Genomic DNA, 26368 nt, shown 5'->3' on the forward strand with positions numbered 1-26368 from the left:
CTTGGCGTCATTGGGCAGGAGTCGGTCTGCCCAGGCTGGGGTTGTAATAGTAGTGCTCCTGCGCTCCGGGGACTTGGCCGTTGCGGGTGTTCTCGTAGGGTCGCAAATGGACGTGCGGGGGCTGGTCGCCCACTCCACCCTCACCGAACTGGTGACCGGTGTAGTGGTCCTGGAACACGATCAGCTCGTCCCTGTTGTTGAGGTAGATCTCCTCGGGAAAGAAGACAGGCTGGTGGTTCTCCATGATCTGCCGGCCGCTCGGCGTGGTGGACGACACCATGCGGCTTTCGAGGGGTTCCGATCCCGGTGGGACACCGGCGTCGGCGAGGGCCTGCTGCTTGGCCTCGTCGCCGCTGACGTCGCAGCCCTGCAGGCCGAGCGGGTCGATCTGCCGCGTGGGGTTGGGCACGTAGGCGCCGGGGTTGACCGACGGCACGAGTCCCAGCGGGTCGGGTGAGGCGTACCGCCCGGTTTCCGGGTCGTAGTAGCGGAAGTGGTTGTAGTGCCAGCCGGTCTCCGGGTCGTGGTACTGGCCCGGGAACCTCAGGGGACAGGCCGTCTCGCCCGTCTGGGACAGCGTTCGGCCCCAGAGGGTGCTCGTGCGTCGCCACCCGACCTGGCCGCGGGCGTCGACCAGTTCGGTCGGGCTGCCGACGAGGTCCGCCACGATCGCGTAGAAGCGCCGGTCGACCTCGTCCTGGTCGACCTGGGCGATCGGGGTGGCCGATCCCGGCTGGTACTCCCAGGTGCTGGTGGTGCCGCTGCTGTGAACGTGCTCGACCAGTCGCGTGCCGTCCCAGGTGAAGTCCAACCGCTCCACGGGGTTGCCGGCCGCGTCGAACCGCTCCTTCGCGATCCGCCTGCCCATCGGGTCGTAGCGGTACCGCCAGGTGTCGCCGTCGGGGGTGGTCACGCTGGTGAGCCGGTCCTCGGCGTTCCAGGTGAAGCGCCAGAGGCGCACTTGGCCCGACAGCGTGCGGTGTCGCCGTTGCACCACGCGGCCCTGCCGGTCGTGGACGAAGGAGGTGCGTCCCGCGTTGCGCAGGCGCGTGGCGGCGTACTCGCGCGGTCCTTCGGACCCGTGGTCCGCGACCGGCAGGTCGGCACGGGTGATGTTGCCGACGGGGTCGTAGTCGTAGCGTTCGGACCAGCCCTGTCCCTGCACGGAAACGACGCGTCCCCGCCGGTCGAGCGCGAACCGGCGCTCACCGGTCGGGTCGGCGATCCCCTCGACGTGGCCGTCTGGTCGGTACCGCCAGCTGCGGTGGGTGATCGGCTGCTTGGCCGCGACGACCTGTCCGGTCAGCTGGTGCGCGGGCGACCACGACTGGGTGACGGTGAGCTCGCCCAGGCTCCGCTCGACCTGCCGGCCGAGCGGGTCGTGACGGAAGGCGAGGCTGCCGCCGGTCGCGTGCAGCGCCACCGGGTTGCCCGCCGCGTCGTACTCCCAGGCGGAGGTCACGCCCACCGCGGTCTCGCGGAACACGCGCCTGCCGACGGCGTCGAACCCGGACCGGACGGTGCGTCCGGCGACGGTTTCGGCCAGTACGCGCCCACGGGCGTCCCGCTCGTAGACGACCTCGGTGTCCGGGTTGGTCGCCCGGACCACGCGACCGCAGGGGTCGCGGTCGAAGGTGGCCGTCCCGGTCGGTGTGTGCTTGGCGACCACGTCGCCGTGGACGTCGCGCTCGTAGACGACCGTCTCGCCCATGCCGTTGGTGCGGGTGGACAGCCTGCCGGTGGCGTCGTGGGTGTAGGTGAGCACCCGGCCATCGAAATCCACCTCACGACGCAGACGGCCTGCGGCGTCGTACTCGTAGCGCCAGCTCAACCCGTGCGGGCCGACGACCTCGACGAGTCGCAGTTCCGTGTCGTACGCGTACGACGTGCGGGCGCCGTCCGGGGTCGTGCGGGCCGCCGGGAGGTCGAAGAAGGTGAACTCCGTGCGGGTGACCTGCCCGAGCGCGTCGACGTGCTCGACCTGGTTGCCCTCGCCGTCGTAGCGCCACCGCTCGGTGCTGCCGTCGGGATGGGTGCGCGCCAGCAGCTTGCCCTCCACGGTCCAGCTGTACCGGGTGGTGCCGCCGAGCGCGTCGGTCGTGGTGGCGACGCGGCCGAAGGCGTCGCGCTGGTGGCGGGTGGTGGCGCCGAGCGGGTCGGTGATCGCGGTGATCAGCCCGGCGTCGTCCGTCTCGTACCGGGTGACGTTGCCGAGCGGGTCGGTGGCGCGGCTGAGGTGGCCGCGTTCGTCGTACTCGAACCTCGTGGTGGCACCGGCCGGGTCCGTTTCGACCACCAGGTTGCCGTGGGCGTCGTACTCGCGCAGCCACCCGCCGCCCGCGGGATCGGTGACCTCGGTCGCCAGGCCCGCGCCGGCGTAGGCGGCGGTGACCGTGGTGCCATCCGGTCGGGTGATCGCGGTGACATCACCCTCGCCGTCGTAGGCGTAGCGCGACGTGTGGCCGAGCGGATCGGTCACGGCCACCAACCGGTCGAAGCGGTCCCACTCACGGGTGGTCACGGCACCGAGCGGATCGATCTGCCGCACCACCTGACCGAGTTCGTTGAGCTCGTAGGTGGTCGTGTTGCCCAAGGTGTCGGTGTGCCTGGTCCGGCGGTCCTCGTAGGCGAACGTGCCGTTGAGCGCCCCACCGGAACCGATGGTCGTGGTGGCCCGGCCCTCGTCGTCGTAGACGTACCGGTACCAGACGCCGTTGCGGTCGGTCCAGGACGTGAGCCTGCCGTCCTCGTCGTGGGTGAAGCGCAACGCGGCGCCGGACGAGTTGGTCACCTCGGACAACTGCCCCGCGTCGTCGTAGGCGTAGCGCGTCAAGGTGATCGGCTCGGGCGCGGACGTCAGCCGCAGCGCCGTCACCCGCCCGTCGGCCGTGTCGACCGCGACCTCGTACCCACCGGAGTGGCGCAGCCGCGTCGGCAGGCCCTCGTCGTCGTGGTCGACGAGGATCTCACCGCCCGCCCGTCGCCGGACGGCCGTCAGCGGCAGCGTCGAGCGGGCGTCCCACTCCGCGCCGACGGGTTGGAACTCCCACGTCAGCCCCTGTTGCGGGTGCACCACCTCGTAGCCCGTGCCGCTGCGTCGCAACGACAGTCGCGGACCGAAATCCGGCAGCACGGTTTCCGCGCCGTCCGGCTTGGGGAAGCGCAGTAGGCGCCCGTCGTCCGTCGCCAGCCATACGTGGACCGGGCCGACCTCGACCCGCTGGTCCAGGGTGGAGGCCCAGGACGGGCCGAACAACCGCCCGGCCCGGTAGGAGGACTGGTGGTGCCGGGAGAACACGAGCGGCAGCAGACCGGGCAACGTGACATCGGTCTGCGACAGCACCACCTCACCGGTGGCGACGTCGATCGGGTCGTCCTCGCAGAACGGCCGGTCGGCCGACTGGGAGGCGTTGTGGGGGTCGTCCACCGTGCTGTCGATGTCGCCGTCGCGTTGCCCGCTGTTGCCAGGACGGTCGGTCTGCCGAGGGCTGTCCGGAGACGTGGTGGGTGTCGCGCCGTCCGGACTGGTGGTGTCGGGAGTGGCGGGGCTGCTCGGGGTGGTGGCCGTCGAGGGGGTGGTGGTGCCGGAAGGGGAGGTGGTGCCGGAAGGCGAGGTCGTGTCCGCTGTGCTCGACGGGCTGGTGGTGCCGTCTGGGCCCTTGACGGTGGGGGCGTCGGGTGCACCGGGTGCACCGGCCGGGCTGGTGGTGCCGGGACTGCTCGGGCCGTCGGCTTTGCGGCCGAGCTTGCCCAGCTTCTCCATGATCTCGCCGAGCTTGTCGAGGACCTTGCGGATGCGCGGGGTGACGTTGCCGATGGTCTTGACGAGCTTGCGGACGAGATCGGCGATGCGGTTGCAGACGCGGGCGATGGTGGAGGTGGCCTGGGCGACGATGACCGGCGTGGCGAGGCCGAGGGTGGCGACGGCTTCGAGTGCCCAGGTGATCAGCTTGCCGACGACCTCGGCGACGAGGTCTCGGATGATCTCGCGGACGGCGGCGACGACCTCGCCCATGACCATCACGCCGACCCCCACGCCCTCGGCCAGGGTCGCGGCACCGGCGATGGCGTCGGCGGTATGCGCGGCGTGCCCGCGGTAGGCGTCGGCGGCCTGGCCCTGCCAGCCGGCAGCGTCCTGGGTGCCGAGTTCCTCGGCGATGCGGGCGACCTCGGCGGCGACGTTGGACCACGTCTCGCTGAAGGAGCGGATCACCGGTGGATCGCCGGCGAACCAGTCCAGGGCTTCCTTGAGGGGCTGCACGTGCTCGATCAACCACCCCACGCCGTAGGAGGCCACCGTGCCGATCGGGTCGATGACCATCGACAGCACTTCCAACCCGACACCGACGCCGCCCAGCCCGGCGGCGACCCAGCTGCCGTCGGAGATGCCCTGCGCCAGGTCGTTCGCGGACTCGGCGATGCCGATACCGGTGACCGCCGTCGTGTCGCTCTTCGCCGTCGCGACCAGGGGGTTGTTCACGTGTTCATCCCGTCGAAGCGCGCCGCCTCACCGGACTCCTGCGCGTCGTAGGCGCGGGAGGTCTCACGCAGGTTCGCCGCGTTGTCGGCCACCGTCTCCGCCGCCTTGACCAGCGCCTCCACGCCCATCTCCTCGAACGGCTGCAACAACATCGCGAACGGTTGGCACACCACGCCGTAGGCGGAGTCGTTCATCGCCACCGTCCGTGCCGCGTCCGCCGCCGTGCGCAGCCGATCCGCCAGACCTTCCACCCGCCCGGCCAACGCCCCGATCTCACCGGTAACGGCCTCGTACCCCGTCATCGCGTCACCCCAGGTAGCTCTCGTCGGTGAAGTCGCCGTCATCGTCGCGGCGCGGTCGGCGTGGCGGCGCGGTGGGAGGACCGTCCGGCTCGACCTGCGGGAAGTTGCGCTCGGCGGTGGCCACGATGTGCTGCCCCGACGCGGTGTCCCCGACCGTCTCCCCCACGATCCGAGCCAATTCGGCGGGGTAGGCGGCCTGGGCCTGGCGCATCGCCTCCATCACCGCCGCCGCGATCTGCTCCGGGCGCAGCCGCGACACCGCCTCGGTCATGGACACGTCACTGGGGATGCCGTTGGGGCCGACGGTCACGCTGACCGCTCCACCGGCGGCCGACCGGGTGAGCGAGATCCGCTCGACCTCCTGCCGCATCGACTCGTACCGCGCCGCCTTCTGCTCGGCGTCGCGCTCCCAGTCGTCGACCAGGCGCTGCACGTTGGCCAAGGGATCGGTCATCGGCTTCCCCTCCGGTGACGTGGAAATCGCGCCACGCTACCTCGTGTGGGACGGCACCCGAGGTGGTTTCGTTCCCGAGGTTGCCGGTTCAGCCCAACGCCGTGGCCCGAGCCGTCGTGACCCGGCCACCGCAGGACTTCGATCAGGGTGTTACCGGTTGCCGCGCCCAGCCTCGGGTGCTGAAGGTGGTCGCGGTGCGGTAGGCACGGATGCCTGCGGCCGGGTAGTCGATGAGCCGGTCGGGCAAGGCGTCCAGGGAGAACCAGCAGACCGCGGAGCACTTGTCGGGTTCCCGGTTGGTCGGTGTGCCGGTCCAGCGACCGGCTTCGAAGAAGAGGCCGAGGCGGGGTTCGGGGCCTGAGCCGTTGACGTGGAGGGTGTGGACCAGGCGCAGGTCGGCGGGGTCGAGGTGGACGCCGACTTCTTCCTCCGCTTCACGGACGGCGGCGTCGAGGACGAGGAGGACGTGGACGTCGATCAGGTGACGGTCGGCCATGGGTCCTCGTAAACTGCTCACGCGGTTAGGGGCCCGGCGCAGCTTACGCGTGTGATTCGTCGGGTGTTGAGGCCGGTAGCAATGGTTATGACGGCGGCAAAGTTCTTCATCGGAACCACCCGGCCGGGTTACTGCGACCTGGAGCACAACGCTGACAACATTTCGTGCGGAGCGACCGCCTGCTCCAGATTTGCTCCAGCTCGGCCACTGCAGTCCACAGTGGACGAAGAAGCAAGATCGCCCGCCACCTGCATTATCGCAGGTCAGCGGGCGATTCGTGTGCTGTATTCGATTGTGGAGCTGAGGGGACTCGAACCCCTGACCCTCACACTGCCAGTGTGATGCGCTACCAGCTGCGCCACAGCCCCTTGCCTGCACGTTTCCCGGCGGTTGGGGCCGCCGTTCTCGTGTGGCAATACCGTACAACACGGCACCCGCAAGGACGAAATCGGGGGGCACCTTACGGCATCCGGCCTGCTGAGCGGGGGTGTGCGGTGCTACTTGAGGAGGTTGGTCAGCCAGTCGCGGTCGTCCCACTTGACGACTTCGCCGTCCTTCATCACGGTGGGCGTGCCCTCGAACTTGCCCGTCGCCCGCACGGCGTCCAGCTCGGCCTGTGCGTCCTGCTCGTGCGTCCCGCTCTGCACGCACTGCCGGAACGCGTCTCCGGTGATGCCGAGGTCCGTGCCGAGCTTCACCAACTCGTCCTTGGTGTGCCCCGGCCCGCCTTCCTCGGGTTGCCGCAGGAACAGCGTCTCGTGGTACTCCCAGAACGTGCCTTCGTCGGCCGCGCACAGTGCGGCGTTGGCCGCGTCGCGGGAGTACCCCTCGGGGTCCGAGAGCCGGTTGAGGTAGGGCAGGGCGTGGTAGCGGACCTTGAGCGTGCCCGCTTCGATCTCCTGCTTGATCTGCTCGCCGTACGCCTTCTTGAACGCGCCGCACGCGGGGCAGAGGAAGTCTTCGTACAGGTCGAGGGTGACCTTCGCGCCGTCCTTGCCGACCACCACGACGCCGGCTTCGCGCGCGATGGGCGCCGACACGCCGGAGACGGAGGGCGGGTTGGCCAGCGAGTCGTCCGTGCCCGGGTCCGAGCCGGAGGACGACCAGATCACCCCGCCGATGACGGCCACGGCGAGCACGACGACGACCACGACGCCGATGATGACCTTGTTGCGGTCGTTGGACGCGCCGCGCGCCGAGACCACCGCCTTGGTCGCTTGCTGCTGCTGCTTCTTCTTCCGAGCGTTGCGCTCCGCGCCACCCACCGCACTGCCCTCCCGGTCAAAACCCGGCCCGCAGGCTACCGAGAGATGCTGAGCGGAACCTGAGCGCTCACGCGTCCGGTTGACGCGGACGACCGGCCACGCGCTCGCCGACGGGCACCTCGGGGCCCTCGTCGAGGCACCCCGACTCACCGGCGACTTCCGATGCGACGTGCGTCTCCTCGGTCTTCGGCAGGGTCTCGGGCGCGAACAGCCAGAACACCATCGCCACCGCGGCCATGGCACCCGTCAGGGTGAACGCCGCCTGGTACGAGAACTGGTCGACCAGCACGCCGGCGAGCAGCGGTCCGACGATCGCGCCGCAGTCGGCGACCATCTGGAACGCCGCCAGCACCGGCCCGCCCTTGGCCTTCGTCCCGATAACGTCGGCCACGACGGCGTTCTGGGGCGGGTTGAGCAGTCCGGCGCCGATGCCCGCGACGAGGGACGCCACCATGAACATCGGCACGCCGACGCTGAACCCGAGCCACACCGTGCCCACCGCGGACACCGCGAGCCCCGCGATGCCGACGGGTTTGCGGCCGATCGTGTCGGAGAGCTTCCCGGAGATCATCAGCACGGCGGCGTTGCCGGCCGCGAACACCGACAGCGAGATGCCGGCGATGGCGGGTGTGCTGTGCAGCGCTTCCACCACGAACAGCGGCACCAGCGAGATCCGCACGCCGAACACGGCCCAGCCGTTGGCGAACCCGGAGGCCAGCGCCGCCCGGTACGCCGACAGCCGCACGGCCGCCCGCACGGGCATGGACTCCTGTTCGATGGACTTGTCCAGGGCGGCGGCGAGCGTGGACCGGCGCAGGAACCACCACACGAACAGCGCGGCCACCACGAGCGCCGCCGCGTACGTGACGAACGGCACCTGGATGGAGATCTCGACGAGTGCCGCGCCGACGATCGGGCCGCCGATGTTGCCGAGCAGGAACCCGGTCGCCCACAGCCCGGACGCCCGGCCCCGCATGGGCGCGGGGGTGATGCGGATCAGCAGGCCGACGGCGGCGACGGTGAACATGGTCGACCCGATGCCCGCGAACGACCGGAACACGATGAGCTGCCAGTACGCGGTGGCGAAGCCGCACGCGCCGGTGCCGGCGGCGACGATGAGGATGCCGACGATGTAGACCCACGTCTCGCCGAACCGGTTGACCAGGCGGCCGCTCATCGGCGCGAACAGGAGTCTGACCAGGGCGAACGAGCTGACGACGGCGGACACGGCGAAGGTGCCGACGTCGAAGCTCTTGGCGTACGCGGGCAGGACGGGCGCCACGATGCCGAACCCGAGGGCGATGATGAAGCTCGCCACGACGAGCACCCACACCTCGCCGGGTAGCCGGGGCTTGACCTTCACGTCGGACCCGGTCCCCAGCACTGTGCGCCCCTTCCGATCTCCGTTAGCTGTGCTAAGGATATGCGCTCCGGCAACCGATTACTCAATCGAGGAGTTCGTCCACCCTGCGCGCATAGGCCGTCACCGGGTAGCAGACCTCGAAGCCGCACGCCTCGACGAACCGCTCCCCCGCGCCGCCCTCGGCCACGTGCGAGGCCACCAGCATCGCGCCGGCCTGCCGCAGCTCGACGACCACGCCGTCGACCAGCGCCTTGCCCAGGCCGCGACGACGGCGCGCGGGCCGCACGACGGCGTGCTCGACCAGCCCGATCCGGCGCTCGCCGAACCCGGACGCGAACCCACCGATCCGGTCGCCGTCGTCGACCACGACGAACGCGCACCGCGGGTCGTCCAGCCGTTGCCCGAGGTGCCGCAGCAGCCTCGGCCCGTCCACGCCCAGGTCGTCGGCCAGCAGCTCGGCGATGCCGGGCAGGTCCGCGTCCGACGCCGGCCGCACGAGCGGCGACCGCCGCGCGCCTCCCCGGTGCACGACGGCCAGCGACTCCTCCACCGCGTGCCACCCGGTGTCGTCGGCGATGCCCTCGATCTCGGCGACCGTGGTCGGCGAGGCGTACAGCACCGCTTCGGCGCGTCCCACGTCGGCGAACGTCTGCTCCAGCCGCATCAGGGTGCCCGCGACCTCGGCCGACGACCCGTACACGCCGCACGCGTGGTTGCCGCCGGGCAGCGGGTTGTCCCGGTTGACCACCACTTGGGCCACGCCGACGCGGCCGACCTTGCCGTACCGGACGGCGCCCGCGGCCAGCCGGGCGGTTTCCACCAGTCCGGCCAGGTCACGGGCCCGGTACGGGTCCAGCAGGTCGGGGTCGTCGGGATCGCGCAGCGGGTCAACCACGACGTCAGCCTCGCACGTCCCGGCCCTTCCACTTCGTGGTGCCGCGCAACGCCCGCCACGCCGCGTCCAGCGACAGCACGCCGAACGTGACGTAGGCCAGTGGCGCGAGCACGGCCGCCGGCTGGGGCTGCCGGGACCGCCGCAGGAAGATCCACTCGGCGAGGGACTGGCCGAGCCACGCCAGCATCCCGCGCTTCGACCCGCGCAGCGCCGTCACCACCGGCACGACCCCGTAGGCGATGTGCGCGAGACCGGTCGACCCGAGCGACAGGAACGCGCTCGCCGGCCCTTTCGCGTACAGGGAGGTGCCGGCGACCATGCTCTTGCGCATCGACGCCCACGTGCCGCCGAACGTGTCCAGGCCCGACGTGACCAGCGAGTCCGCGCCGTCCACGTACCGCGTCCGGCCGCCGGTGTCGCGGACCAGCGTGGCGAAGCCGACGTCGTCGGCCCGCGACCCGGCGATCGCGGCCCAGCCGCCCGCCCGTTCGTAGGCCGCGCGGCGGACCAGGATGCAGTGCCCGACGGCCAGCGCCATGCCGCGCCGCCCGTCCACGGTCGTCGTCTCGAACAGCAGCTGGTTCACCGGCGGCAGCAGCAGCCACCAGCCGGCGCTCGGCTTGGCCCCGCGCCCGGAGGTGGACACCAGGTCGAGGTCGTCGCGCCGGGCGCCCGCGAGGAGCCTGCCGACCAGGTCGGGCGCGGCCTCGGTGTCGGCGTCCACGAACAGCAGCCAGTCGGTGTCGGCGTCGGCGGTGCCCACGTGCAGCGCGTGCACCTTGCCCGCCCAGCCGGAGGGCGGCCCGGAGCTGCTGACCAGCCGCACGCGCGGGTCCTCCGAGGCGTGCCGCCGCACGATCTCGGCGGTCCGGTCGGTGGACGCGTCGTCCACGACCACGATCCGCAGGTCCGCGTGGTCCTGCCGGCGCAGGCCGGTGAGGCACCGGTCGATCGTGTGCTCCTCGTCGCGGGCGGGCACGACGACGGTCACCGGACCGGCGTCCACCTGCGTCGCGGGCAGCCGTTCGACCTCCTGCCACACCTTGATCGTCACGGCCGCGCGGGCCAGGGCCACCGTCGCGCCGAGGACACCCCATTTCCCCATGGGTCCACAGTGGCACAACACTGGGACCGTGGAACTGCCGAACCTGCCGATCCGCCCGCTGCTCGGCGAGATCGCGGCCACGCTGACCGCGCACGGCTCGGCGGTGCTGGTCGCGCCACCGGGCACGGGCAAGACGACGTTGGTGCCGTTGGCGCTGGACGGTCGCGTGGTCGTGGCCGAACCGCGCCGGCTGGCCGCCCGCGCCGCCGCCGCGCGGATGGCGAGCCTGCTCGGCGAACCGGTGGGGCAGACCGTCGGCTACTCGGTGCGCGGTGACCGCAAGACGTCCCGGCACACGCGGGTCGAGGTGGTCACCTCCGGTCTGCTGGTGCGGCGGTTGCAGCACGACCCGGAGCTGGCGGGTGTCGGCACGGTGCTGCTGGACGAGTGCCACGAGCGGCACCTGGACGCGGACCTGCTGCTGGCGTTGCTGCTCGACGCCCGCGCCGGGCTGCGGCCGGACCTCAGGCTGCTGGCCACGTCCGCGACCGTGGCGGCCGAGCGGCTGGCGCACCTGCTCGGCGACGCGCCGGTCATCCGGGTCGAGGCGCGGACGTTCCCGGTCGACGTGGTCCACACCCCGCCGGCGCGCCGGGAACGGGTCGAAGCCACCGCATCCCGCGCCATCCGCCAAGCCTTGTCCGAAGTGGACGGTGACGTGCTGGCGTTCCTGCCGGGCGTGGCGGAGATCCGGCGCTGTGCCGCGCTGCTCGGCGACGACGTGGACGTGCTGCCGCTGCACGGCCGCCTCACCACCACCGCGCAGGACGACGCGTTGCGCCCGGGCGCCCGGCGGCGGGTCGTGCTGGCCACCGCGATCGCCGAGTCGAGCCTGACCGTGCCGGGTGTGCGCGCCGTCGTGGACTCCGGGTTGTCCCGGGTGCCGCGGGTCGACCACCGGCGCGGGCTGTCGGGCCTGGCCACGGTCCGGGTCAGCGCGGCGGTGGCCGACCAGCGCGCGGGCCGGGCGGGACGTGAGGCGCCCGGCAAGGTCTACCGGTGCTGGCCCGCGCACGAGCACAGCACGCTGCCGCGCTACCCGGAGCCGGAGATCCGCACCGCCGACCTGACCCGGCTGGCCCTCGAGCTGGCCTGCTGGGGCGTGCCGGACGGGACCGGCCTCGGCTGGTGGGACGCGCCGCCGCCGGGTGCGCTGGACGCGGGCCGTTCGGTGCTGCGCGCGCTCGGCGCGTTGGACCCGGACGGTGGCGCGACCGATCGGGGCCGCCGGATGGCCGACCTCGGCCTGCACCCCCGGCTGGCTCGGGCGTTGTTGGACGGCGCGGCGGCCGTGGGGGCGCGCAAGGCCGCCGAGGTGGTGGCCCTGCTGGACGACGACCGGGCCAGTTCCGGGGTCGAGCTGTCGACCCGTGACGCCGACCCGCGGGAGGTCCGCCGCCTGGCCGCGATGGTCGAGGGCACGGGTCACGGCGACCCGGCCCTCGTGGTCGCCCTCGCCTACCCGGAGCGGTTGGCGCGCAGGCGTTCCCCCGGTTCCCCGGTGTACCTGATGGCCGGCGGCACGGCGGTGGAGCTGCCGCCGGGCAGCGGGTTGGCCGACGCCGAGTGGCTCGCCGTGGCCGTCGCCGACCGCGAGGCGGGCCGCGCGCACGGCCGCATCCGCCTGGCCGCGCGCGCCGACGAGGAGCTGGCGGTGACCGCCGCGTCGTCCCTGCTGGCCGTCGAGGACGACGTGCGGTGGGACGGTGACGTGGTGGCGAACCGGCTGCGCAAGCTGGGCGCGATCACGTTGTCCAGCAAGCCGTTGCAGGACCGCGAGGCCATCCGCGCCGCGCTCCTGGACGGCTTGCGCGCGGAAGGCGTGGGTCTCCTGCGGTGGGACGCGGACGGGTTGCGCACGCGGGAGCGGATGGCGTTCCTGCACCGCGTGATCGGTGACCCGTGGCCGTCGGTGGACGACGACGCGCTGCTCGCCGTGGTCGACGTGGGCGACGCGCGCCGCAAGGCGGACCTGGCCCGCATCAGCGGCGAGCAGGTCGTGCGCCGGCTGCTGCCCTGGCCCGCCGCCGCGCGGTTCGACGAGCTCGCGCCGGACCGGCTGGAAGTGCCTTCGGGTTCACGCATCCGGGTGGACTACTCCGGGTCCGGGCCGGCGCTGCCGGTGAAGGTGCAGGAGGTGTTCGGCTGGACCGAGACCCCGCGCCTGGCCGACGGCCGCGTGCCGGTCGTGCTGCACCTGCTCTCCCCCGCGGGTCGGCCGACCGCCGTCACCGGGGACCTGGCGTCGTTCTGGCGGACGGGCTACCCGCGGGTCCGCTCGGAGCTGCGGGGCCGCTACCCGAAGCACCGCTGGCCGGAGGACCCGCTGACCGCCCACCCGGCCCGCCGCTAGCTACTTGACGGAATGCGTCAAGTACTTGACGATAGCCGTCAAGGAGGTGACGCGAGTGCTCGCCGAACAGATCGCCACGATCATCCGCACGCGGCTGCTCGACCCGTTGGAGATCCTCTTCGACGACGTCGGCGACCTGCCGTCCCGGGCCGACGAGGTGGCACGACGCATGGCCGCGGCCATGCAGGGCGACGACGACGCGGCGGCCGTGCACGCCATCGCGCGGCTCGTCGGCGCGCTGTACCCCGGTGACGAGCCGTTCGACCCGCCCGCCGACTGGTGGCGCACACCGCTCGGCCAGGTCGTGGCGCGGCGGATGGGTCACCCGGCGGCGCGGGCCGTGTCGTACTCGGTCGCCGGCGCGATGCTCGGCGTCACCAAGCAGGGCGTCCACGACCTGGTGCGGCGCGGCAAGTTGGCGCGGAACGCGGACGGCGGCGGCGTGACCGTCGCCTCGGTACGAGCGAGGTTGGGCGGATGAAGGTGCTGGCGCTGCACGGCGCGGGCGGTTCGCCGGCGGACTGGGACGCGGTGATCGCGGCGATGGGCGGCGCGCACGAGGTCGTCGCCTTACCGCTGACCGGCCCGTGGGACTGGGACTCGGTCCTGGACCGGATCGAACCGCACGCCACCGACAACCCCGCCGTGCTCGGCATGTCGTTGGGCGGCATGGTCGCCGCGCTGTGGGGCAGCCGGCACCCGGAGTGCCCGGCCGTGATCAACCTCGACGGCCACGGCGTGCCGACCCAACCGCAGCGCTACCTACACCCCGACGCCGTTGCCGAAGAAATCGCAACGCTGCGCGAATCGTTCCGCGCCTACGGTCAACCCGACCTGCAACAGGCCTTGGAAGACCTCGACTGCTTCGACGTCTTCCGCGGCCTCCGCTGCCCGATGCTGCTGGCCCTGGCCACCAAGCCGCTGCCCGGCCACCCCCTGTTCGAGCCGTATCAACAGGGCCTGGCCCGCGACCTCCCGACCTTGCCGCCGAACGTCGAAGTCGTCCACGTGGACACCACCCACGCCATGACCCGGGAAGACCCGACCATGGTCGCCACCCTGGTCAACACCTACCTGGCCAACCGCTAGCTGTATGAGGCCTGGACGTTGGTGACGCCGGTGTGGAGTCGGCTGGCTGGTGGTCGGTTTCCGGCGGTGGTGTGGGGTCGATGGTAGTTGTAATGCACGTTCCACACGGTTAGGGCGTCGGTGCGGTGTTGTTCGCTGGTCCAGACGTGGGCGTAGAGGAATTCCTCGCCCAGGATGCGCTGGTAGCGTTCGACTTTGCCGTTGTGGCGTGGGGTGTAGGGCGTGATGCGCTGGTGGCGGGCGCCGCGTAGCGCGGTGGCGAAGTCGTGGGCGCGGTAGCAGGAGCCGTTGTCGGTGACGATGCGGTGGATGCGGGTGATGCCGTGGGCGGCGAAGAAGGCCCGCGCGCGGTGGGTGAAGCCGATCGCGGTGCGGGCTTTCTCGTCGGGGAGGGCTTCGGTGTAGGCCAGGCGGGAGAACCCGTCGACCGCGGAGTGCAGGTAGGTGTAGCTGCGCCGCGCACCGGACTTGCCGGTGGCGGTGTTCTTGGCGCGTTCGACCTGTTTGGCCTGCTCGCTGCCCTTGCCGTGGACGCGCCATCCGCCGCCGTCGGGGATGACGCCGACCTTCTTCACGTCCAGGTGGACCATGTGGCCGGGCCAGCGGGCGACGATCCGCCGCGGTGTCCGGTTGTTCTCCCCGGTGGGGTCGAGGAAGCGGCGGCGGTTGAGCCCGAGGTGGGCCAGGTGCCGGCCCACCGTGCGCACCGAGACGGCGGTGCCCTCGGCCATGAGTTCCAGGGCGATGCGGCGGGCCGACCACTTACGGTCCCGACGCAGCCGCTCGATCCGGACCACCACCTCGGCCGGGGTCGCGGTGGGATGCCGGTGCGGAGCGCTGGGGCGGTCGGACAACCCGGCCTCGCCGAAGCGGCGGTGGCGGTTGACCCACTTGGAGGCGCACTGCCGGGAGATGCCCATATCAGCCGCGACGTGGGCGATCGGGCGGGTCTTGCAGCGTTCGACGAGGCGGTGGCGGCCTTCGACGGACAGCGGGGCGTTACGGTGGAGCACGGACGGGTCTTTCTGCTCGGCGGATGTGTTGGTCGCACTTCCATCCTGCCGCCGAAAGACCCGTCCCCTCGCCTCAGCCCTCGTCAGCTGTCACCAACGTCATGACCCGCAACAGCTAGCACCACCACCTGCGGACCACACCGATCCGCCCTCGCAACCACCTACGGCTGGGGGTCCGGGGGTGCGACCCCCGGGCGGGGCCCGGGGGTCGCACCCCCGGAAAAACGACGAGCGAGGTGGTCCGCGCGTTCCGCGGACACACCTCGCCCAGAGCGAGTGGAGGTGCCGGGAATCGAACCCGGGTCCTCTGCCGCATCATCAAGGCTTCTCCGTGCGCAGTCCGCTACATCTCTACTCGGCCCCGGTGATCACGCGGACAAGTCACCGTGATGAGCCCAGCCACTGTGGGTGTCCCGACCGTCCCCCGTGGCCGGGGACGGCGGTGAGCCTCCTAGCTGATGCCGGCGACCGGAGCGGAGGCTCCTCCGGGCCGACAGCGTCGCTCCTAGCCTCAGGCGGCGAGGGCGAACGCGCGCTGGTCGTTAGACTCGGCGCTTATTGGTTTGCGATGACGCTTGCGGTGGTCTCTCGCCTGCACCGGCACGCTTCCCTTGAATCAACGCACAAAGTCGAAACCGTTCACCCCCGTGTCGTGAGGTACTGCTCCCGCACAGCATAACCCCCCGCCGTCCCCGGTTCATTCCCATTACGTTGGTAGGGCTGTCCCCACCCCTCGCCGACCGGCGGACCTGATGGTCCCGACCACCCGTTCGAGCGATGCTGGTCGGGGCAACATCGGGCGTGAAGGTGGGGGACATGACGACGCGGGTCAACCCGAACATCGGCCGGGTCAGCGGGTACTTCCTGCTGAACCTGGTCACCGGGCTCTTCTGGTTCGTCCTGCTGGTGGCGCTGGGCGCGGTGAGCATCGGCACCGCGGTGATCTGGGTCGGCGTGCCCCTCGGCGTGCTGACGCTGACCGTGGCGCGCGGCGCGGCGACGGCCGAGCGGTCCTGGTTGCGGGCGACCCTCGGCGTGGACATCCCCCGGCCGTACCGGGCGCTGCCCGAGGGCGCGACCGCCCGCGCGAAGGCCATCGCGAAGGACCCGGCGACGTGGCGCGACCTGGCCTACTGGTTGATCATGCTGCCGCTGGGCGTGTTCGAGTTCGCGCTCACGGTGACGCTGTGGGCGGTCGTCGCGGCCACCGTGCTCCTGCCGTTCTACCTGCACTGGCTGCCGATGACGTGGGAGGTCACGTTCAGCGCGGGCAACGTGTGGCTGATCGACTCCTTCGCGAGCGCGATCCCGGTCAGCGTCCTGGGCCTGCTGTTCGGCGTCCTGTCGTACCGGGTGCTCAAGGCACTCGGTCGGGGTCACGCGCTGCTCGCCCAGTCCCTGCTCGGCCCGTCGCGCTACGGCGTGCTGTCGGCCAAGGCGGAGCAGCTGTCGGCCAGCCGGGCCCGCGGCGTGGAGGCGGCCGAGGCGGAACGCCGGCGCATCGAACGCGACCTGCACGACGGCGCGCAGCAGCGCCTGGTCGCCGTGGCCATGGGCCTCGGCCGGGCGCGCAGCAAGATGGAGTCGGACCCGGACGGCGCGCGCGAGCTGATCGCCGAGGCGCACGCGGACGCCAAGCTCGCCATCTCCGAGCTGCGCGACCTGGCCCGCGGCATCTACCCGTCGGTGCTGGGCGACCGCGGGTTGGACGCGGCGCTGTCGTCGCTGGCCGCGCGGTCCCCGATCCCGGTCGAGGTGGAGGTGGACGTCGAGCCGCGCCCGCCGACAGCCGTGGAGAGCACCGCGTACTTCACCGTCGCCGAGACGCTGACCAACGTCGCGAAGCACTCCGGCGCGACCCGGGCGCACGTGAAGGTGTCCCGCACGGCGAACTCCGTGGTGGTGGAGGTCACCGACGACGGCCGCGGTGGCGCGGAGGTGCGCCCGGGTGGTGGCCTCGCGGGTCTGGCGGACCGGGCTGCGACGATTGACGGCGTGGTCGTCGTGGTGAGCCCGATCGGCGGGCCGACCGTGATCCGGACGGAGCTGCCGTGCGCGTGGTGATCGCGGAGGACTCGGTCCTCCTGCGGGTGGGTGTGCAACGCCTGCTGGCCGACGAGGGCATCGAGACGGTCGCGGCGGTGGACGACGGTGGCGCGCTGCTCGCCGCGATCGACGAGCACCGCCCCGACCTGGCCCTGGTGGACGTGCGGATGCCACCGACGTTCACCGACGAGGGCCTGCGGGCGGCGATCGAGGCGCGCAAGCGCATCCCGAACCTGCCGGTGCTGGTCCTCTCGCAGTACGTGGAGGAGCGGTACGCGGTGGAGCTGCTGGCCGGCGGCGCGAACGGCATCGGCTACCTGCTCAAGGAACGCGTGGCGGACGTGGCGGAGTTCGTGGCCGCGGTCCGCCGGGTCGCCGACGGCGGCACGAGCATCGACCACGAGGTCATCACGCAGCTGATGGCCCGGTCCAAGCGCAACCCGGTCGACTCGCTCACCCAGCGTGAGCGCGAGGTGCTCGGGCTGATGGCGGAGGGCCTGTCGAACGCCGCCATCGCGGCTTCGCTGGTCGTGTCCGACGGCGCGGTGGAGAAGCACGTCGGCAACATCTTCGCGAAGCTGGGCCTGGAGCCCAGCACGAGCGAGCACCGCCGGGTGCGCGCCGTCCTGGCCTACCTCAACCTGGGTTGAGCCCGAGCAGCCTGGCCCCGTTGTCGTGCAGCACGGCCCGCAGGAACGGCTCGCCGAGCCGGTCGTCGGCGGCGGCCCAGCCCTCGATGGCGGCCAGCTGCGCCGAGTAGTCGTACGGGATGTTCGGGAAGTCGGAGCCGAGCACCACCCGGTCGGCCACGTCGACCAGCCGCGCCGCCCAGTCACCCGGCAGCGCCGCCCGCGCCTCGGTGAACGGCACGCCCACCATCGTGGTGTCCAGGTGCACCCCGTCGTACCGGGCGACCAGGTCCAGCGCGCCCAGGTAGTCGGGCATCCCGGCGTGCGCCAGCACCGCCACCAGCGACGGGTGCCGCCGCAGCACGTCCTCGAACACGTCCAGCCCGGTGTGCGCGCCCGGCACCGGCCCGTGCCCGCAGTGCACCACCACGGGCACCCGGGCCTCGGCCAGCAGGCCCCACGCGCCGTCGAGCGCGCGCGGGTCGTAGCCGCCCACCTGCACGTGCGCCTTGAAGCACCGCGCGCCGGCCGACAACGCCCGCGACACGTACGCCTCGACGCCCGGCTCCGGGTACAGCGTCGCGGTCGGCACGGCGCCGTCCACGCGCGACCCGAAGTCCAGCGCCCAGTCCGTCAGCCACTCGCCCATGCCCGGCTTGTGCGGGTACACCAGGGGCGCGAACGCCACCACGCCGAACGACCGCAGCGCGGCCAGCCGTTCGGCCTCGGGCAGCCGGTAGCGGATCGACCAGTCGACGCCGTAGTGCCGCGACGCCTCGTCGAAGAACGCCCACACCTTGTCCAGCACGCGCTGCGGCATGAAGTGCACGTGCACGTCGACCAGGCCGGGCAGCCCGTTCAGTAGCGGCCCTTCAACGCGCGGCCGTGCGCCTTCTGGATCTCCCGCTCCGCGTCCCGCTTGGCGAGGTCCTGCCGCTTGTCGTAGGACTTCTTGCCGCGCGCCAGGGCCAGTTCGACCTTGACGTACCCGTCCTTGAAGTACATCGACAGCGGGATCAGCGACAGACCGCTCTCCTTGGTCTTGCCGATCAGCCGCTCGATCTCGCCCTTGTGGAGCAGGAGCTTGCGCTTGCGGCGGACCTCGTGGTTGGTCCAGGTGCCCGCCACGTACTCCGGGATGTGCAGCGCGTGCAGCCAGATCTCGCCGTCGTCCACCTGGCCGAAGGCGTCCACGAGGGACGCCCGACCCATGCGGAGGCTCTTCACCTCGGTGCCGACGAGCACGACACCGGCTTCGAAGGTGTCGAGGATGGTGTAGTCGTGCCGAGCCTTGCGGTTCGACGCGATCACCTTCTGACCGCGTTCCTTGACCATGACCGGAACCTTACGTGAGCGCGCCAGCGGTTATCGGCAGCCGGAACCTACAAGCGCACGTAGAGACGCAGCGTGACGTAGCCGGTCAGCGCCGAGATCGCGATCGCCACACCGACCAGGATGGGTGAGAGGAAGAGGATCTCCACCATGCTCACCTCCGGGATGATGTTGGCCGCGAACAGCTCGCCGAGCACCCGGTTGAGCAGGAAGAGCTTCGTCACCACGAGCAACCCGATCGAGGCGACGGCGCCGATCACGCCGGCGACCACCGCCTCGATGAGGAACGGCAGCTGGGTGTACCAGCGGGTGGCGCCGACCAGCCGCATGATGCCGACCTCCGTGCGCCGGGTGAACGCCGACACCTGGATCGTGTTGGAGATCAACATCAGCGCGGCGAACGCCTGGAGCAGCGCCAGCGCCAGGGCCGCGTCGCGCACGCCGTTGAGGAAGCCGAACAGCCGGTCCAGGTCCTCGCGCTGGTCGTCGACCTTCTTGACGCCCGCCTTGCCGGTGAACGCCTGCACGATCACGTCGGACCGCTGCGCGTCCTCCAGCTTGACCCGGAACATCGCCGGGATCGCCTCGGGGCGGGCCAGCTTCGCCAGCTCCGGCTGCGACTCGAAGACCTTCTTGAACCGCTCGAAGCCCTTGTCGCGGTTCTCGTAGACGACCGTCTCGACCCCGGACGTGGTCTCCAGCTGGCTGCGCAGGCTCGAGCAGGGCTGCTGCGTGCAGTCCTTGTCGTTCACGCTGATGTCGTTGGTGAGCATGACCGCCACCTCGAGCTGGCCGAGGTAGTCGTCCTGCATCTTGCCCACCATGTTGACGACCAGCAGGCCGACACCGAGCAGGAAGAGCGAGATCGCGGTCGTGAGGATCATCGCGATGGTCATCGTGACGTTCCGGCGCAGGCCGGTGACGACCTCGCTGAACACGAAGCTGGTACGCATCGGGGGGAACGTTCCTCAGGGTCGGGGGATGAGGGGGTCCGGCGGCCTCGGGCTCAGCGGCCCACGCCGTAAACACCCCGCGCGTCGTCGCGGATGATTCGGCCGTTGTCCAGCTCGACCACGCGGCGGCGCATGGAGTCGACGATGGAGTGGTCGTGGGTCGCCATCACCACCGTCGTGCCGGTGCGGTTGATCCGCTCCAGCAGCAACATGATGTCCTGGCTGGTGTCGGGGTCCAGGTTCCCGGTCGGCTCGTCGGCCAGCAGCACCAGCGGCCGGTTGACGAACGCGCGGGCGATCGCCACCCGCTGCTGCTCACCACCGGAGAGCTCGTGCGGCATCCGGTCGGCCTTGCCGTCGAGGCCGACCAGCTGCAGCACCTCGGGCACCACCTTCACGATGGTGTTGCGCGGCTTGCCGATCACCTCCAACGCGAACGCGACGTTCTCCGCCACGGTCTTGTTGGTCAGCAGCCGGAAGTCCTGGAACACGCAGCCGATGGACTGGCGCAGGCGGGGGACCCGGCGCCGGGACATCTTGGCCACGTCGAAGTTCGACACGTACACGCGGCCCTTGCTGGGCACTTCCTCCCGCAGCAGGAGCCGCAGGAACGTGGACTTCCCGGAACCGGAAGGCCCGATGAGGAACACGAACTCACCCTTGTCCATCTCGACCGAGACGTTGTCGAGCGCGGGACGCGCGGAGCTCTTGTAGACCTTGGACACGTGTTCGAGGCGAATCACGAGGCGCGAGTGTACTCGCGGGCGGGGTGAAGCCCTCGTCTCGCCCGCCGGATGGGGGCTTGACCGATCAGGACTGCTGCTGCTTGCGCCAGCGGATGCCCGCTTCCAGGAAGTCGTCGATCTCGCCGTCGAGCACCGCGGACGGGTTGCCGACCTCGTGCTCCGTGCGCAGGTCCTTGACCATCTGGTAGGGGTGCAGCACGTATGAGCGCATCTGGTTGCCCCAGCTGGACCCGGTGTCCTTGAGCGCGTCCATCCTCGCCTGCTCCTCCTGCCGCTGCCGCTCGAGCAGCTTGGCCTGGAGCACGGCCATCGCGGTGGCCTTGTTCTGCAGCTGCGAGCGCTCGTTCTGGCAGGAGACCACGATGCCGGTCGGGATGTGCGTCAGGCGCACCGCCGAGTCGGTCGTGTTGACGCCCTGGCCGCCGGGGCCGGAGGAGCGGTAGACGTCGACCCTGAGGTCCTTCTCGTCGATGTCGACGTGGTCGGTCTGCTCGACCACGGGCACCACCTCGACGCCCGCGAACGACGTCTGCCGGCGGCCCTGGTTGTCGAACGGCGAGATGCGCACGAGGCGGTGGGTGCCCTGCTCGACGCTGAGCGTGCCGTAGGCGTAGGGGGCCGTGACGCGGAACGTGGCGGACTTGATGCCCGCCTCCTCGGCGTAGGACGTGTCGAACACGTCGACGCCGTAGCCGTGCCGCTCGGCCCACCGCGAGTACATCCGCAGCAGCATCTCGGCGAAGTCGGCCGCGTCGATGCCGCCCGCCTCGGCACGGATGGTGACCAGCGCGTTGCGCTCGTCGTACTCGCCGGACAGCAGCGTGCGGACCTCCAGCGAGGAGATCTCGTCGCGGAGCTTCGCGCGGTCGTTGTCGGCCTCGGCGAGGCTGCCCGCGTCACCTTCGTCCTCAGCCAGCTCGTACATGATCGACAGGTCGTCGAGGCGCTCGCGCAGGGTCGTGATGCGGCGCAGCTCGCCCTGCCGGTGCGAGAGCAGGCTGGTGACCTTCTGCGCCTTCTCCTGGTCGTCCCACAGGTCCGGCCGGGCCGCGGCCTGCTCCAGCTCCGCGACCTGGGCGCGCAGCGCATCGAGGTCCATGACCGCCTCGATGCTCGTGAGCGTGGCGGAGAGGTCCTTGATGTCTGCTTCGACGTCGGGATTCACGTCCCAAGATTACGCCGGCACCGGTCGCGGAGTGCGACCGGTGGGCGCGATTCAGGCCGTCGGGATGGCGTCGAGCAGCTTGAGCACCGCCTTGGCGTGCGCCAGGCCGAACTCGGCGACCGCCTTGGCGTAGGCGTCCTCCGCGGTCTTGGCGGCGATCTTCTGGGCCTCCTGGTGGGCGCCGTAGCTCGCGCGGGCGGAGTCCACGAGCCCTTGCCGCTGTTTTGCGGTCAGGGAGCCCGCGTGCACCAGCCGCAGGATCAGCGGGCTGCGCAGGTGGTCCGGTCCCGGCTCGGAGAGCAGCCAGTTCTTGAACGCCTTCTTGCCCGCCGCGGTCAGCACGTACTGCTGACTGGAGCGCGGGCCCTGCTTGCCGAGGCGAAGCAGGCCCGCGTCCGCCAACGCGGGCAGCTCGCGGTAGACCTGGCTGCGGGTGACGCTGAAGAACGCGCCGAAGCGCTCTCCGGCCTCAGCCACGAGCTGGCCACCGGTCTTGGGTCCGTCGTGCAGCAGCCCGAGCAGGGCGGCCGCCGTCGCATTCAGGTCCGACACCCCACCAACGGTGCCACGCTCACCGGCCGCTGTCCACAATGGTCAGCCGTTCTGTCCACTGTGGCTGATCACGGGCTAGTCGAGTTGGGCCAAGCGGAGCAACGCAAACATCGCTGCGTAACCGCCCGCTGATCAACGCCACGCGTTCGGCCTCTTGACCCGGTCTGTCCACGCCGAGTGGAAATCCATTGAGGCACAAGGGAAGCCGCACTTTGCGTTCACTCGAACGGCAGCGCGGCGTCACGCGCCGCTGCCACCCGGCTCCGCCCGCACCATCGGGCGATAGCACAACCCGGTGATGTCGTGCTCTCGACGTGGCAAACACGTCGGGTGGTGGGACCATTACGTCGGGTGTTCGTACGACTGGGAGGTCAGCTGTGGGCATCAAATGGACGACGGGGACGAAGGTAGTCCGCAACGCCCGCGCCTGGGCGTCCGGCACGATCCCGGAGCAGGCGGGCAAGGACGAGTGCATGGTGTGCGGCAAGCAGATCCGCAGGCACCGCACGGTCAGCGGCGAAGGCCGGGTGTGCTCCCTCACGTGCGCCCAGTACTGGGCCGAGAACATGACCTGAGCACGCGCAAGCGAAAGGCCCCCGGAGTCGTGACTCCGGGGGCCTTTCACGTGGTAGCGGGGACAGGATTTGAACCTGCGACCTCTGGGTTATGAGCCCAGCGAGCTACCGAGCTGCTCCACCCCGCGCTGTAAGGACAACTATACACGCCCTGAAAACCACTTTTCACCGGGGTCCCCCAACCTGCAAAACCCCAGCTCATCCAGCCGAAACGCCATCGCATTCCCGCTGCCGGCGCCGGTCGCGCTTCTCCGCCGGACTCGCACCGGACGGGGGCCCAAGGGCTACGCCCCGGTTCCCCGTCGTAAATGCGAAAAAGCCGTGTTCACGATCTCCGTGAACACGGCTTTCCCACTTTGTAGCGGGGACAGGATTTGAACCTGCGACCTCTGGGTTATGAGCCCAGCGAGCTACCGAGCTGCTCCACCCCGCGCTGCATTTAGAACTCTACGCCTGGGGTTAACCGGAATGCAAATCGGGTGGCCCGGAACGTGTCCCAGGCCACCCGATGGCGATATCAACGCAGGTCAGCCGGTCGGTGGCGGTGACGCCGAAGTCGTCGTCGGCGTCGTGGTCGGAGCCCCGGCGGCCGTGTTGAACCTCTTCGTGGCGTCGTCCAGCGCCTTGTAGGCGTTGCCGAGCTCGGCGAAGTCACCGCTGGACTGCGCCGCCTTCACCCGCGCGAGCGCCGCCTGGATGTCCCGCACGGCCTGCTGCAGCTCCGTGCCGCCCTGCCCGTCGTTGGGCGCCGTGGGCGTCGTGGACGGGGTCGAGGTCGGCGGCTGGCCGTTCGGGTCCGTCTGCGGCACCTGGGACGACGAGCCGGACAGGACCTCCTCCATCGCCTCGGCCAGGGTCGGCGCGTAGCCCACCTTGTCGCCGAAGCTCACCAGGACCTTGAACAACTGCGGGAACTGGGTGTTCTGGCTGGCCCGCTCGATGTAGATGGGCTCCACGTAGAGCAGGCCGCCGCCCACCGGCAGGGTCAGCAGGTTGCCGTAGACGACCTTCGTCTGCCGCTGGGCGAGCAGGTTCAGCTCACCGCTGACCTCGCCGTTGGTGAGGAAGGTGGTCTGGATCTGCTGCGGGCCCTTGACCTCGTTGTTCAGCGTCAGGACGCTCATCTTGCCGTAGTTGTCCGGGTCGGATCTGACCGTCACGTACGACGCCATGAACTCCCGGTTCAACCGCACCAGCGCGCTGGTCAGCTGGAAGCTCACCTTGTTCGCGTCCCCGGTCGGGTCGCCCGCCAGCACGTAGAACGGCGGCTGCCGGTCCCGCTGCTGCTGCACGCCCTGCTGCTGGGCCTCGACGGTGGTGGCGTTGTCGATGGTGGGGTCGGACGGCACGTCCCAGAACGAGACGCCGGAGTAGAAGTCACGCGGGTTGTCCACGTGGTACTCCGACAGCATCTCCCGCTGGACCTTGAACAGGTCCTCCGGGTAGCGCAGGTGCTCCTTCAGCGACTGCGACATCTCGCTGTTGGCCTTCACCGTGCCCGGGAAGACACCCATCCACGCCTTCAGCACCGGGTCCTGCGTGTCCATCTCGTACAGGGTCACCGTGCCGTCGTAGGCGTCCACAGTGGCCTTGACCGAGTTGCGGATGTAGCTGATCTCCCGGTTGGGCTGCTGCGCGACACCCGGCAGCGAGTCGTTCGTGGCGTCGCCCAGCGCCGTGCGGCGCGCGTACGGGTAGTTGTCGAGCGTGGTGTAGCCGTCGACGATCCACGTGATGCGGCCGTCCACCACGGCCGGGTACGGGTCGCCGTCCACGGTCAGCCACGGCGCTACGGCCTCGACCCGGTCGCGCGGGTGGCGGTTGAAGATGATCCGCGAGTCGTCGCCGATGGCCGAGTTGAACAGGATGTTCCGCTCGCCGTAGGCGGCGGCGAAGACCATCTTGTTGAACAGGCCGCCGATGCGGACGCCGCCCTTGCCGCCGTAGGTGTAGGACGAGCCGTCGGTGTCGTACTCGCCGGGAGCGCCCTCGCCGCGGCCGCCGACGATGGCGTAGTCGGCCGGGCTGCCCAGCTCACCGAAGTAGGTGCGCGGCTGCTCCACGCCGAACGGGCCGGGCTGGACCTTGCCGTCCTGGCCGACCTGCGCCACCTCGAACACCGGGTAACCGCCGTTGCCGCCCTCGTCGGCGGGCGAGTTCACCTTGCTGGCCTCGGCGAACACCATGCCGTTGCCGTGGGTGTAGATGAGGTGCTGGTTGATCCAGTCGCGCTGACCCTGCGGGATGCCGGCGGTGTGGAGCTCGCGGACCGCGACGATGTAGTCCTGGAGCTGCTTGTCCTTTGTGTACCGGTCGACGTCCAGCTTCTCCGGGAACGCGTAGAACGGCCGCAGCTGCTGGAACTGGGTGAACGTCTTGGAGATGACCGCCGGGTCGAGCAGCCGGACGTTGCCGACCGTCGCCTGGTCGTTCTTCAGCTCGTCCAGCGACACGTTCTGCTTGCCCGCGTACGGCTTGCTCTCCACCTTGTCCGCGGTCAACCCGAAGGCCTGCCGGGTGGCCTCGATGTTGCGGCCGATGGGTTCGGCCTCCTTCTCGATGGCGTTCGGCCGCACCGAGAACTGCTCCAGCACGGCGGGCCACGCGGCGCCGACCAGGATCGAGGACAGCACCAGCAGCACGGTCGCGATCGCCGGCAGCTGCAGGTTGCGCAGCACCGCGCCGGTGAAGAAGGCGATGGCGCAGAACACCGCGATGAACAGCAGGATCAACTTGGCGGGCAGCACCGCGTTGAGGTCGGTGTAGCTCGCGCCGTCGAACTTGTCGTTGCGGTCGGAGAACAGCAGCATGTACCGGTCGAAGAAGTACGCGACCGCCTTGAGCAGGATGAACACGCCGGCGACGATCGCCAGGTGGGTGCGGGCGGGCCCCGAGAGCTGACCGCCGCGGCCCGCCAGCCGGATGCCGCCGAACAGGTAGTGCGCCACGACCGCGGCCACGAACGCGACCGCCGTGGCGACGAACAGCCACCCGAGCACCCACGTGTAGAACGGCAGCTGGAACGCGTAGAAGCCGATGTCGTGGCCGAACTCGGGGTCGTTCACCCCGAACGACGTGGCGTTGAAGAACAGCTGGACTTCGCGCCAGTCGCCCTGGGCCGAGGTGCCGGCGATGAGGCCGACCAGCACCGGCAGGCCGATGGCGAACAGCTTCATCCGCTTGCTGACGACCGCGCGGTAGCGGGCCACCGGGTCGTCGGGCCCGGACACCGGCACGAAGACCGGCCGGGAGCGGTAGGCGAGGATCAGGTTGATCGCGACGAGACCGCCGACCAGCAGACCCACGGCGAAGAACAACCCGAACCGGGTCGCGAGCACCGTGCCGTAGACGCTGCGGAAGCCGACCTCACCGAACCAGAGCCAGTTGACGTAGGTGCCGAGCAGCCTTGAGCCGGTGATCAGACCGACCAGGACCACCGCACCGACGATGAGCAGAATCCGGCTGCGACGGGACAGCCTGGGCAGTCCGACCGGGGGCCGTGTGGCCACGGGGCACGCTCCTGGATCGCGGTAGTGGCGTTCGTACGTTCTGTCC

General features: G+C 70.7%; 22 protein-coding genes, 3 tRNA genes and 1 other RNA gene. 6 read left to right on the plus strand and 20 right to left on the minus strand.

Features of this window, described 5'->3' with window-relative positions; genetic code table 11:
- Positions 1-7: 7 nt before the first annotated feature.
- The 9 genes from EDD40_RS17645 to EDD40_RS17685 form a co-directional block, all read right to left on the minus strand.
- Positions 8-4480: a DUF6531 domain-containing protein gene (locus EDD40_RS17645; RefSeq protein ID WP_123743893.1), complete on the minus strand. Its 4473-nt coding sequence runs from the start codon at positions 4478-4480 to the stop codon at positions 8-10.
- Complete coding sequence (locus tag EDD40_RS17650) at positions 4477-4782, minus strand: type VII secretion target (RefSeq protein ID WP_123743894.1); 306 nt, start codon at positions 4780-4782, stop codon at positions 4477-4479. The genes EDD40_RS17645 and EDD40_RS17650 overlap by 4 nt, the downstream gene beginning before the upstream one ends.
- 4 nt (positions 4783-4786) lie before the next feature.
- Positions 4787-5236: a YbaB/EbfC family nucleoid-associated protein gene (locus EDD40_RS17655; RefSeq protein WP_123743895.1), complete on the minus strand. Its 450-nt coding sequence runs from the start codon at positions 5234-5236 to the stop codon at positions 4787-4789.
- A 142-nt stretch (positions 5237-5378) separates the two neighbouring features.
- The gene (locus EDD40_RS17660; protein WP_123743896.1) at positions 5379-5732 is read right to left on the minus strand and encodes an NUDIX domain-containing protein; all 354 of its coding nucleotides are present in this window, start codon (positions 5730-5732) and stop codon (positions 5379-5381) included.
- A 295-nt stretch (positions 5733-6027) separates the two neighbouring features.
- A tRNA-Ala gene (locus EDD40_RS17665) sits at positions 6028-6100 on the minus strand.
- A gap of 129 nt (positions 6101-6229) precedes the next feature.
- Complete coding sequence (locus EDD40_RS17670) at positions 6230-6997, minus strand: DsbA family protein (protein ID WP_123743897.1); 768 nt, start codon at positions 6995-6997, stop codon at positions 6230-6232.
- A 67-nt stretch (positions 6998-7064) separates the two neighbouring features.
- Positions 7065-8381 (minus strand): MFS transporter, encoded by a 1317-nt coding sequence (locus EDD40_RS17675; protein ID WP_123743898.1) that lies wholly within the window; start codon positions 8379-8381, stop codon positions 7065-7067.
- A 61-nt stretch (positions 8382-8442) separates the two neighbouring features.
- Positions 8443-9255, minus strand: coding sequence for a GNAT family N-acetyltransferase (locus EDD40_RS17680; protein WP_123743899.1), 813 nt, complete (start codon positions 9253-9255; stop codon positions 8443-8445).
- 4 nt (positions 9256-9259) lie between these two features.
- Complete coding sequence (locus EDD40_RS17685; RefSeq protein WP_123743900.1) at positions 9260-10360, minus strand: glycosyltransferase family 2 protein; 1101 nt, start codon at positions 10358-10360, stop codon at positions 9260-9262.
- 28 nt (positions 10361-10388) lie between these two features.
- Here EDD40_RS17685 and hrpB point away from each other — a divergent pair, with 28 nt between their 5' ends.
- From hrpB to EDD40_RS17700, 3 genes are read left to right on the plus strand one after another with little or no spacing between them, the layout of a single operon-like run.
- Positions 10389-12713, plus strand: coding sequence for an ATP-dependent helicase HrpB (hrpB, locus tag EDD40_RS17690; RefSeq protein WP_123748097.1), 2325 nt, complete (start codon positions 10389-10391; stop codon positions 12711-12713).
- A gap of 55 nt (positions 12714-12768) precedes the next feature.
- Entirely contained in the window at positions 12769-13194 is a 426-nt protein-coding gene (locus EDD40_RS17695; protein WP_246037716.1) for a hypothetical protein, read from the plus strand.
- Positions 13191-13802 (plus strand): alpha/beta fold hydrolase, encoded by a 612-nt coding sequence (locus EDD40_RS17700; RefSeq protein ID WP_123743902.1) that lies wholly within the window; start codon positions 13191-13193, stop codon positions 13800-13802. The genes EDD40_RS17695 and EDD40_RS17700 overlap by 4 nt, the downstream gene beginning before the upstream one ends.
- Here EDD40_RS17700 and EDD40_RS17705 read toward each other — a convergent pair.
- Together EDD40_RS17705 and ssrA are read right to left on the minus strand one after the other, a co-directional pair.
- On the minus strand, positions 13799-14815 hold the full coding sequence (locus EDD40_RS17705) for an IS481 family transposase (RefSeq protein WP_123743472.1): 1017 nt from the start codon (positions 14813-14815) through the stop codon (positions 13799-13801). The two genes, EDD40_RS17700 and EDD40_RS17705, sit on opposite strands and share 4 nt — an antisense overlap.
- Positions 14816-15089: 274 nt before the next feature.
- Positions 15090-15462, minus strand: a transfer-messenger RNA (tmRNA) gene (gene ssrA / locus EDD40_RS17710).
- Positions 15463-15631: 169 nt separating this feature from the next.
- Here ssrA and EDD40_RS17715 point away from each other — a divergent pair.
- Both EDD40_RS17715 and EDD40_RS17720 read left to right on the plus strand, forming a co-directional pair.
- Positions 15632-16879 (plus strand): sensor histidine kinase, encoded by a 1248-nt coding sequence (locus tag EDD40_RS17715; RefSeq protein ID WP_123743903.1) that lies wholly within the window; start codon positions 15632-15634, stop codon positions 16877-16879.
- Positions 16867-17511, plus strand: coding sequence for a response regulator transcription factor (locus tag EDD40_RS17720; protein ID WP_170185120.1), 645 nt, complete (start codon positions 16867-16869; stop codon positions 17509-17511). The genes EDD40_RS17715 and EDD40_RS17720 overlap by 13 nt, the downstream gene beginning before the upstream one ends.
- Here the strand turns inward: EDD40_RS17720 and EDD40_RS17725 are convergent.
- From EDD40_RS17725 to EDD40_RS17750, 6 genes are all read right to left on the minus strand, one after another.
- On the minus strand, positions 17498-18352 hold the full coding sequence (locus EDD40_RS17725) for an amidohydrolase family protein (protein WP_281277853.1): 855 nt from the start codon (positions 18350-18352) through the stop codon (positions 17498-17500). The two genes, EDD40_RS17720 and EDD40_RS17725, sit on opposite strands and share 14 nt — an antisense overlap.
- Positions 18349-18825 carry an SsrA-binding protein SmpB gene (gene smpB / locus EDD40_RS17730; RefSeq protein WP_123743904.1) on the minus strand — a complete coding sequence of 159 codons (477 nt, stop codon included), beginning with the start codon at positions 18823-18825 and terminating at the stop codon, positions 18349-18351. The genes EDD40_RS17725 and smpB overlap by 4 nt, the downstream gene beginning before the upstream one ends.
- Before the next feature lie 47 nt (positions 18826-18872).
- A complete protein-coding gene (gene ftsX, locus EDD40_RS17735) occupies positions 18873-19775 on the minus strand; it encodes a permease-like cell division protein FtsX (protein ID WP_123743905.1) in 903 nt (300 codons plus the stop codon).
- 53 nt (positions 19776-19828) lie between these two features.
- Complete coding sequence (gene ftsE, locus EDD40_RS17740) at positions 19829-20518, minus strand: cell division ATP-binding protein FtsE (RefSeq protein WP_123743906.1); 690 nt, start codon at positions 20516-20518, stop codon at positions 19829-19831.
- Positions 20519-20585: 67 nt separating this feature from the next.
- Positions 20586-21686, minus strand: a complete 1101-nt coding sequence (gene prfB / locus EDD40_RS17745; RefSeq protein WP_123743907.1) for a peptide chain release factor 2 — start codon at positions 21684-21686, stop codon at positions 20586-20588.
- Positions 21687-21737: 51 nt separating this feature from the next.
- Positions 21738-22238, minus strand: a complete 501-nt coding sequence (locus tag EDD40_RS17750; RefSeq protein ID WP_123743908.1) for a PadR family transcriptional regulator — start codon at positions 22236-22238, stop codon at positions 21738-21740.
- A gap of 377 nt (positions 22239-22615) precedes the next feature.
- Here EDD40_RS17750 and EDD40_RS17755 point away from each other — a divergent pair, with 377 nt between their 5' ends.
- Positions 22616-22813 (plus strand): hypothetical protein, encoded by a 198-nt coding sequence (locus EDD40_RS17755; protein WP_053717392.1) that lies wholly within the window; start codon positions 22616-22618, stop codon positions 22811-22813.
- A 51-nt stretch (positions 22814-22864) separates the two neighbouring features.
- Here the strand turns inward: EDD40_RS17755 and EDD40_RS17760 are convergent.
- The 3 genes from EDD40_RS17760 to EDD40_RS17770 form a co-directional block, all read right to left on the minus strand.
- Positions 22865-22941, minus strand: a tRNA-Met gene (locus EDD40_RS17760).
- A gap of 231 nt (positions 22942-23172) precedes the next feature.
- Positions 23173-23246: transfer RNA gene (locus EDD40_RS17765), tRNA-Met, on the minus strand.
- A gap of 94 nt (positions 23247-23340) precedes the next feature.
- Complete coding sequence (locus EDD40_RS17770) at positions 23341-26322, minus strand: UPF0182 family protein (protein ID WP_123743909.1); 2982 nt, start codon at positions 26320-26322, stop codon at positions 23341-23343.
- Positions 26323-26368 lie beyond the last annotated feature (46 nt).

The organism is Saccharothrix texasensis (assembly GCF_003752005.1).
GTDB classification, from domain to species: Bacteria; Actinomycetota; Actinomycetes; order Mycobacteriales; family Pseudonocardiaceae; genus Actinosynnema; species Actinosynnema texasense.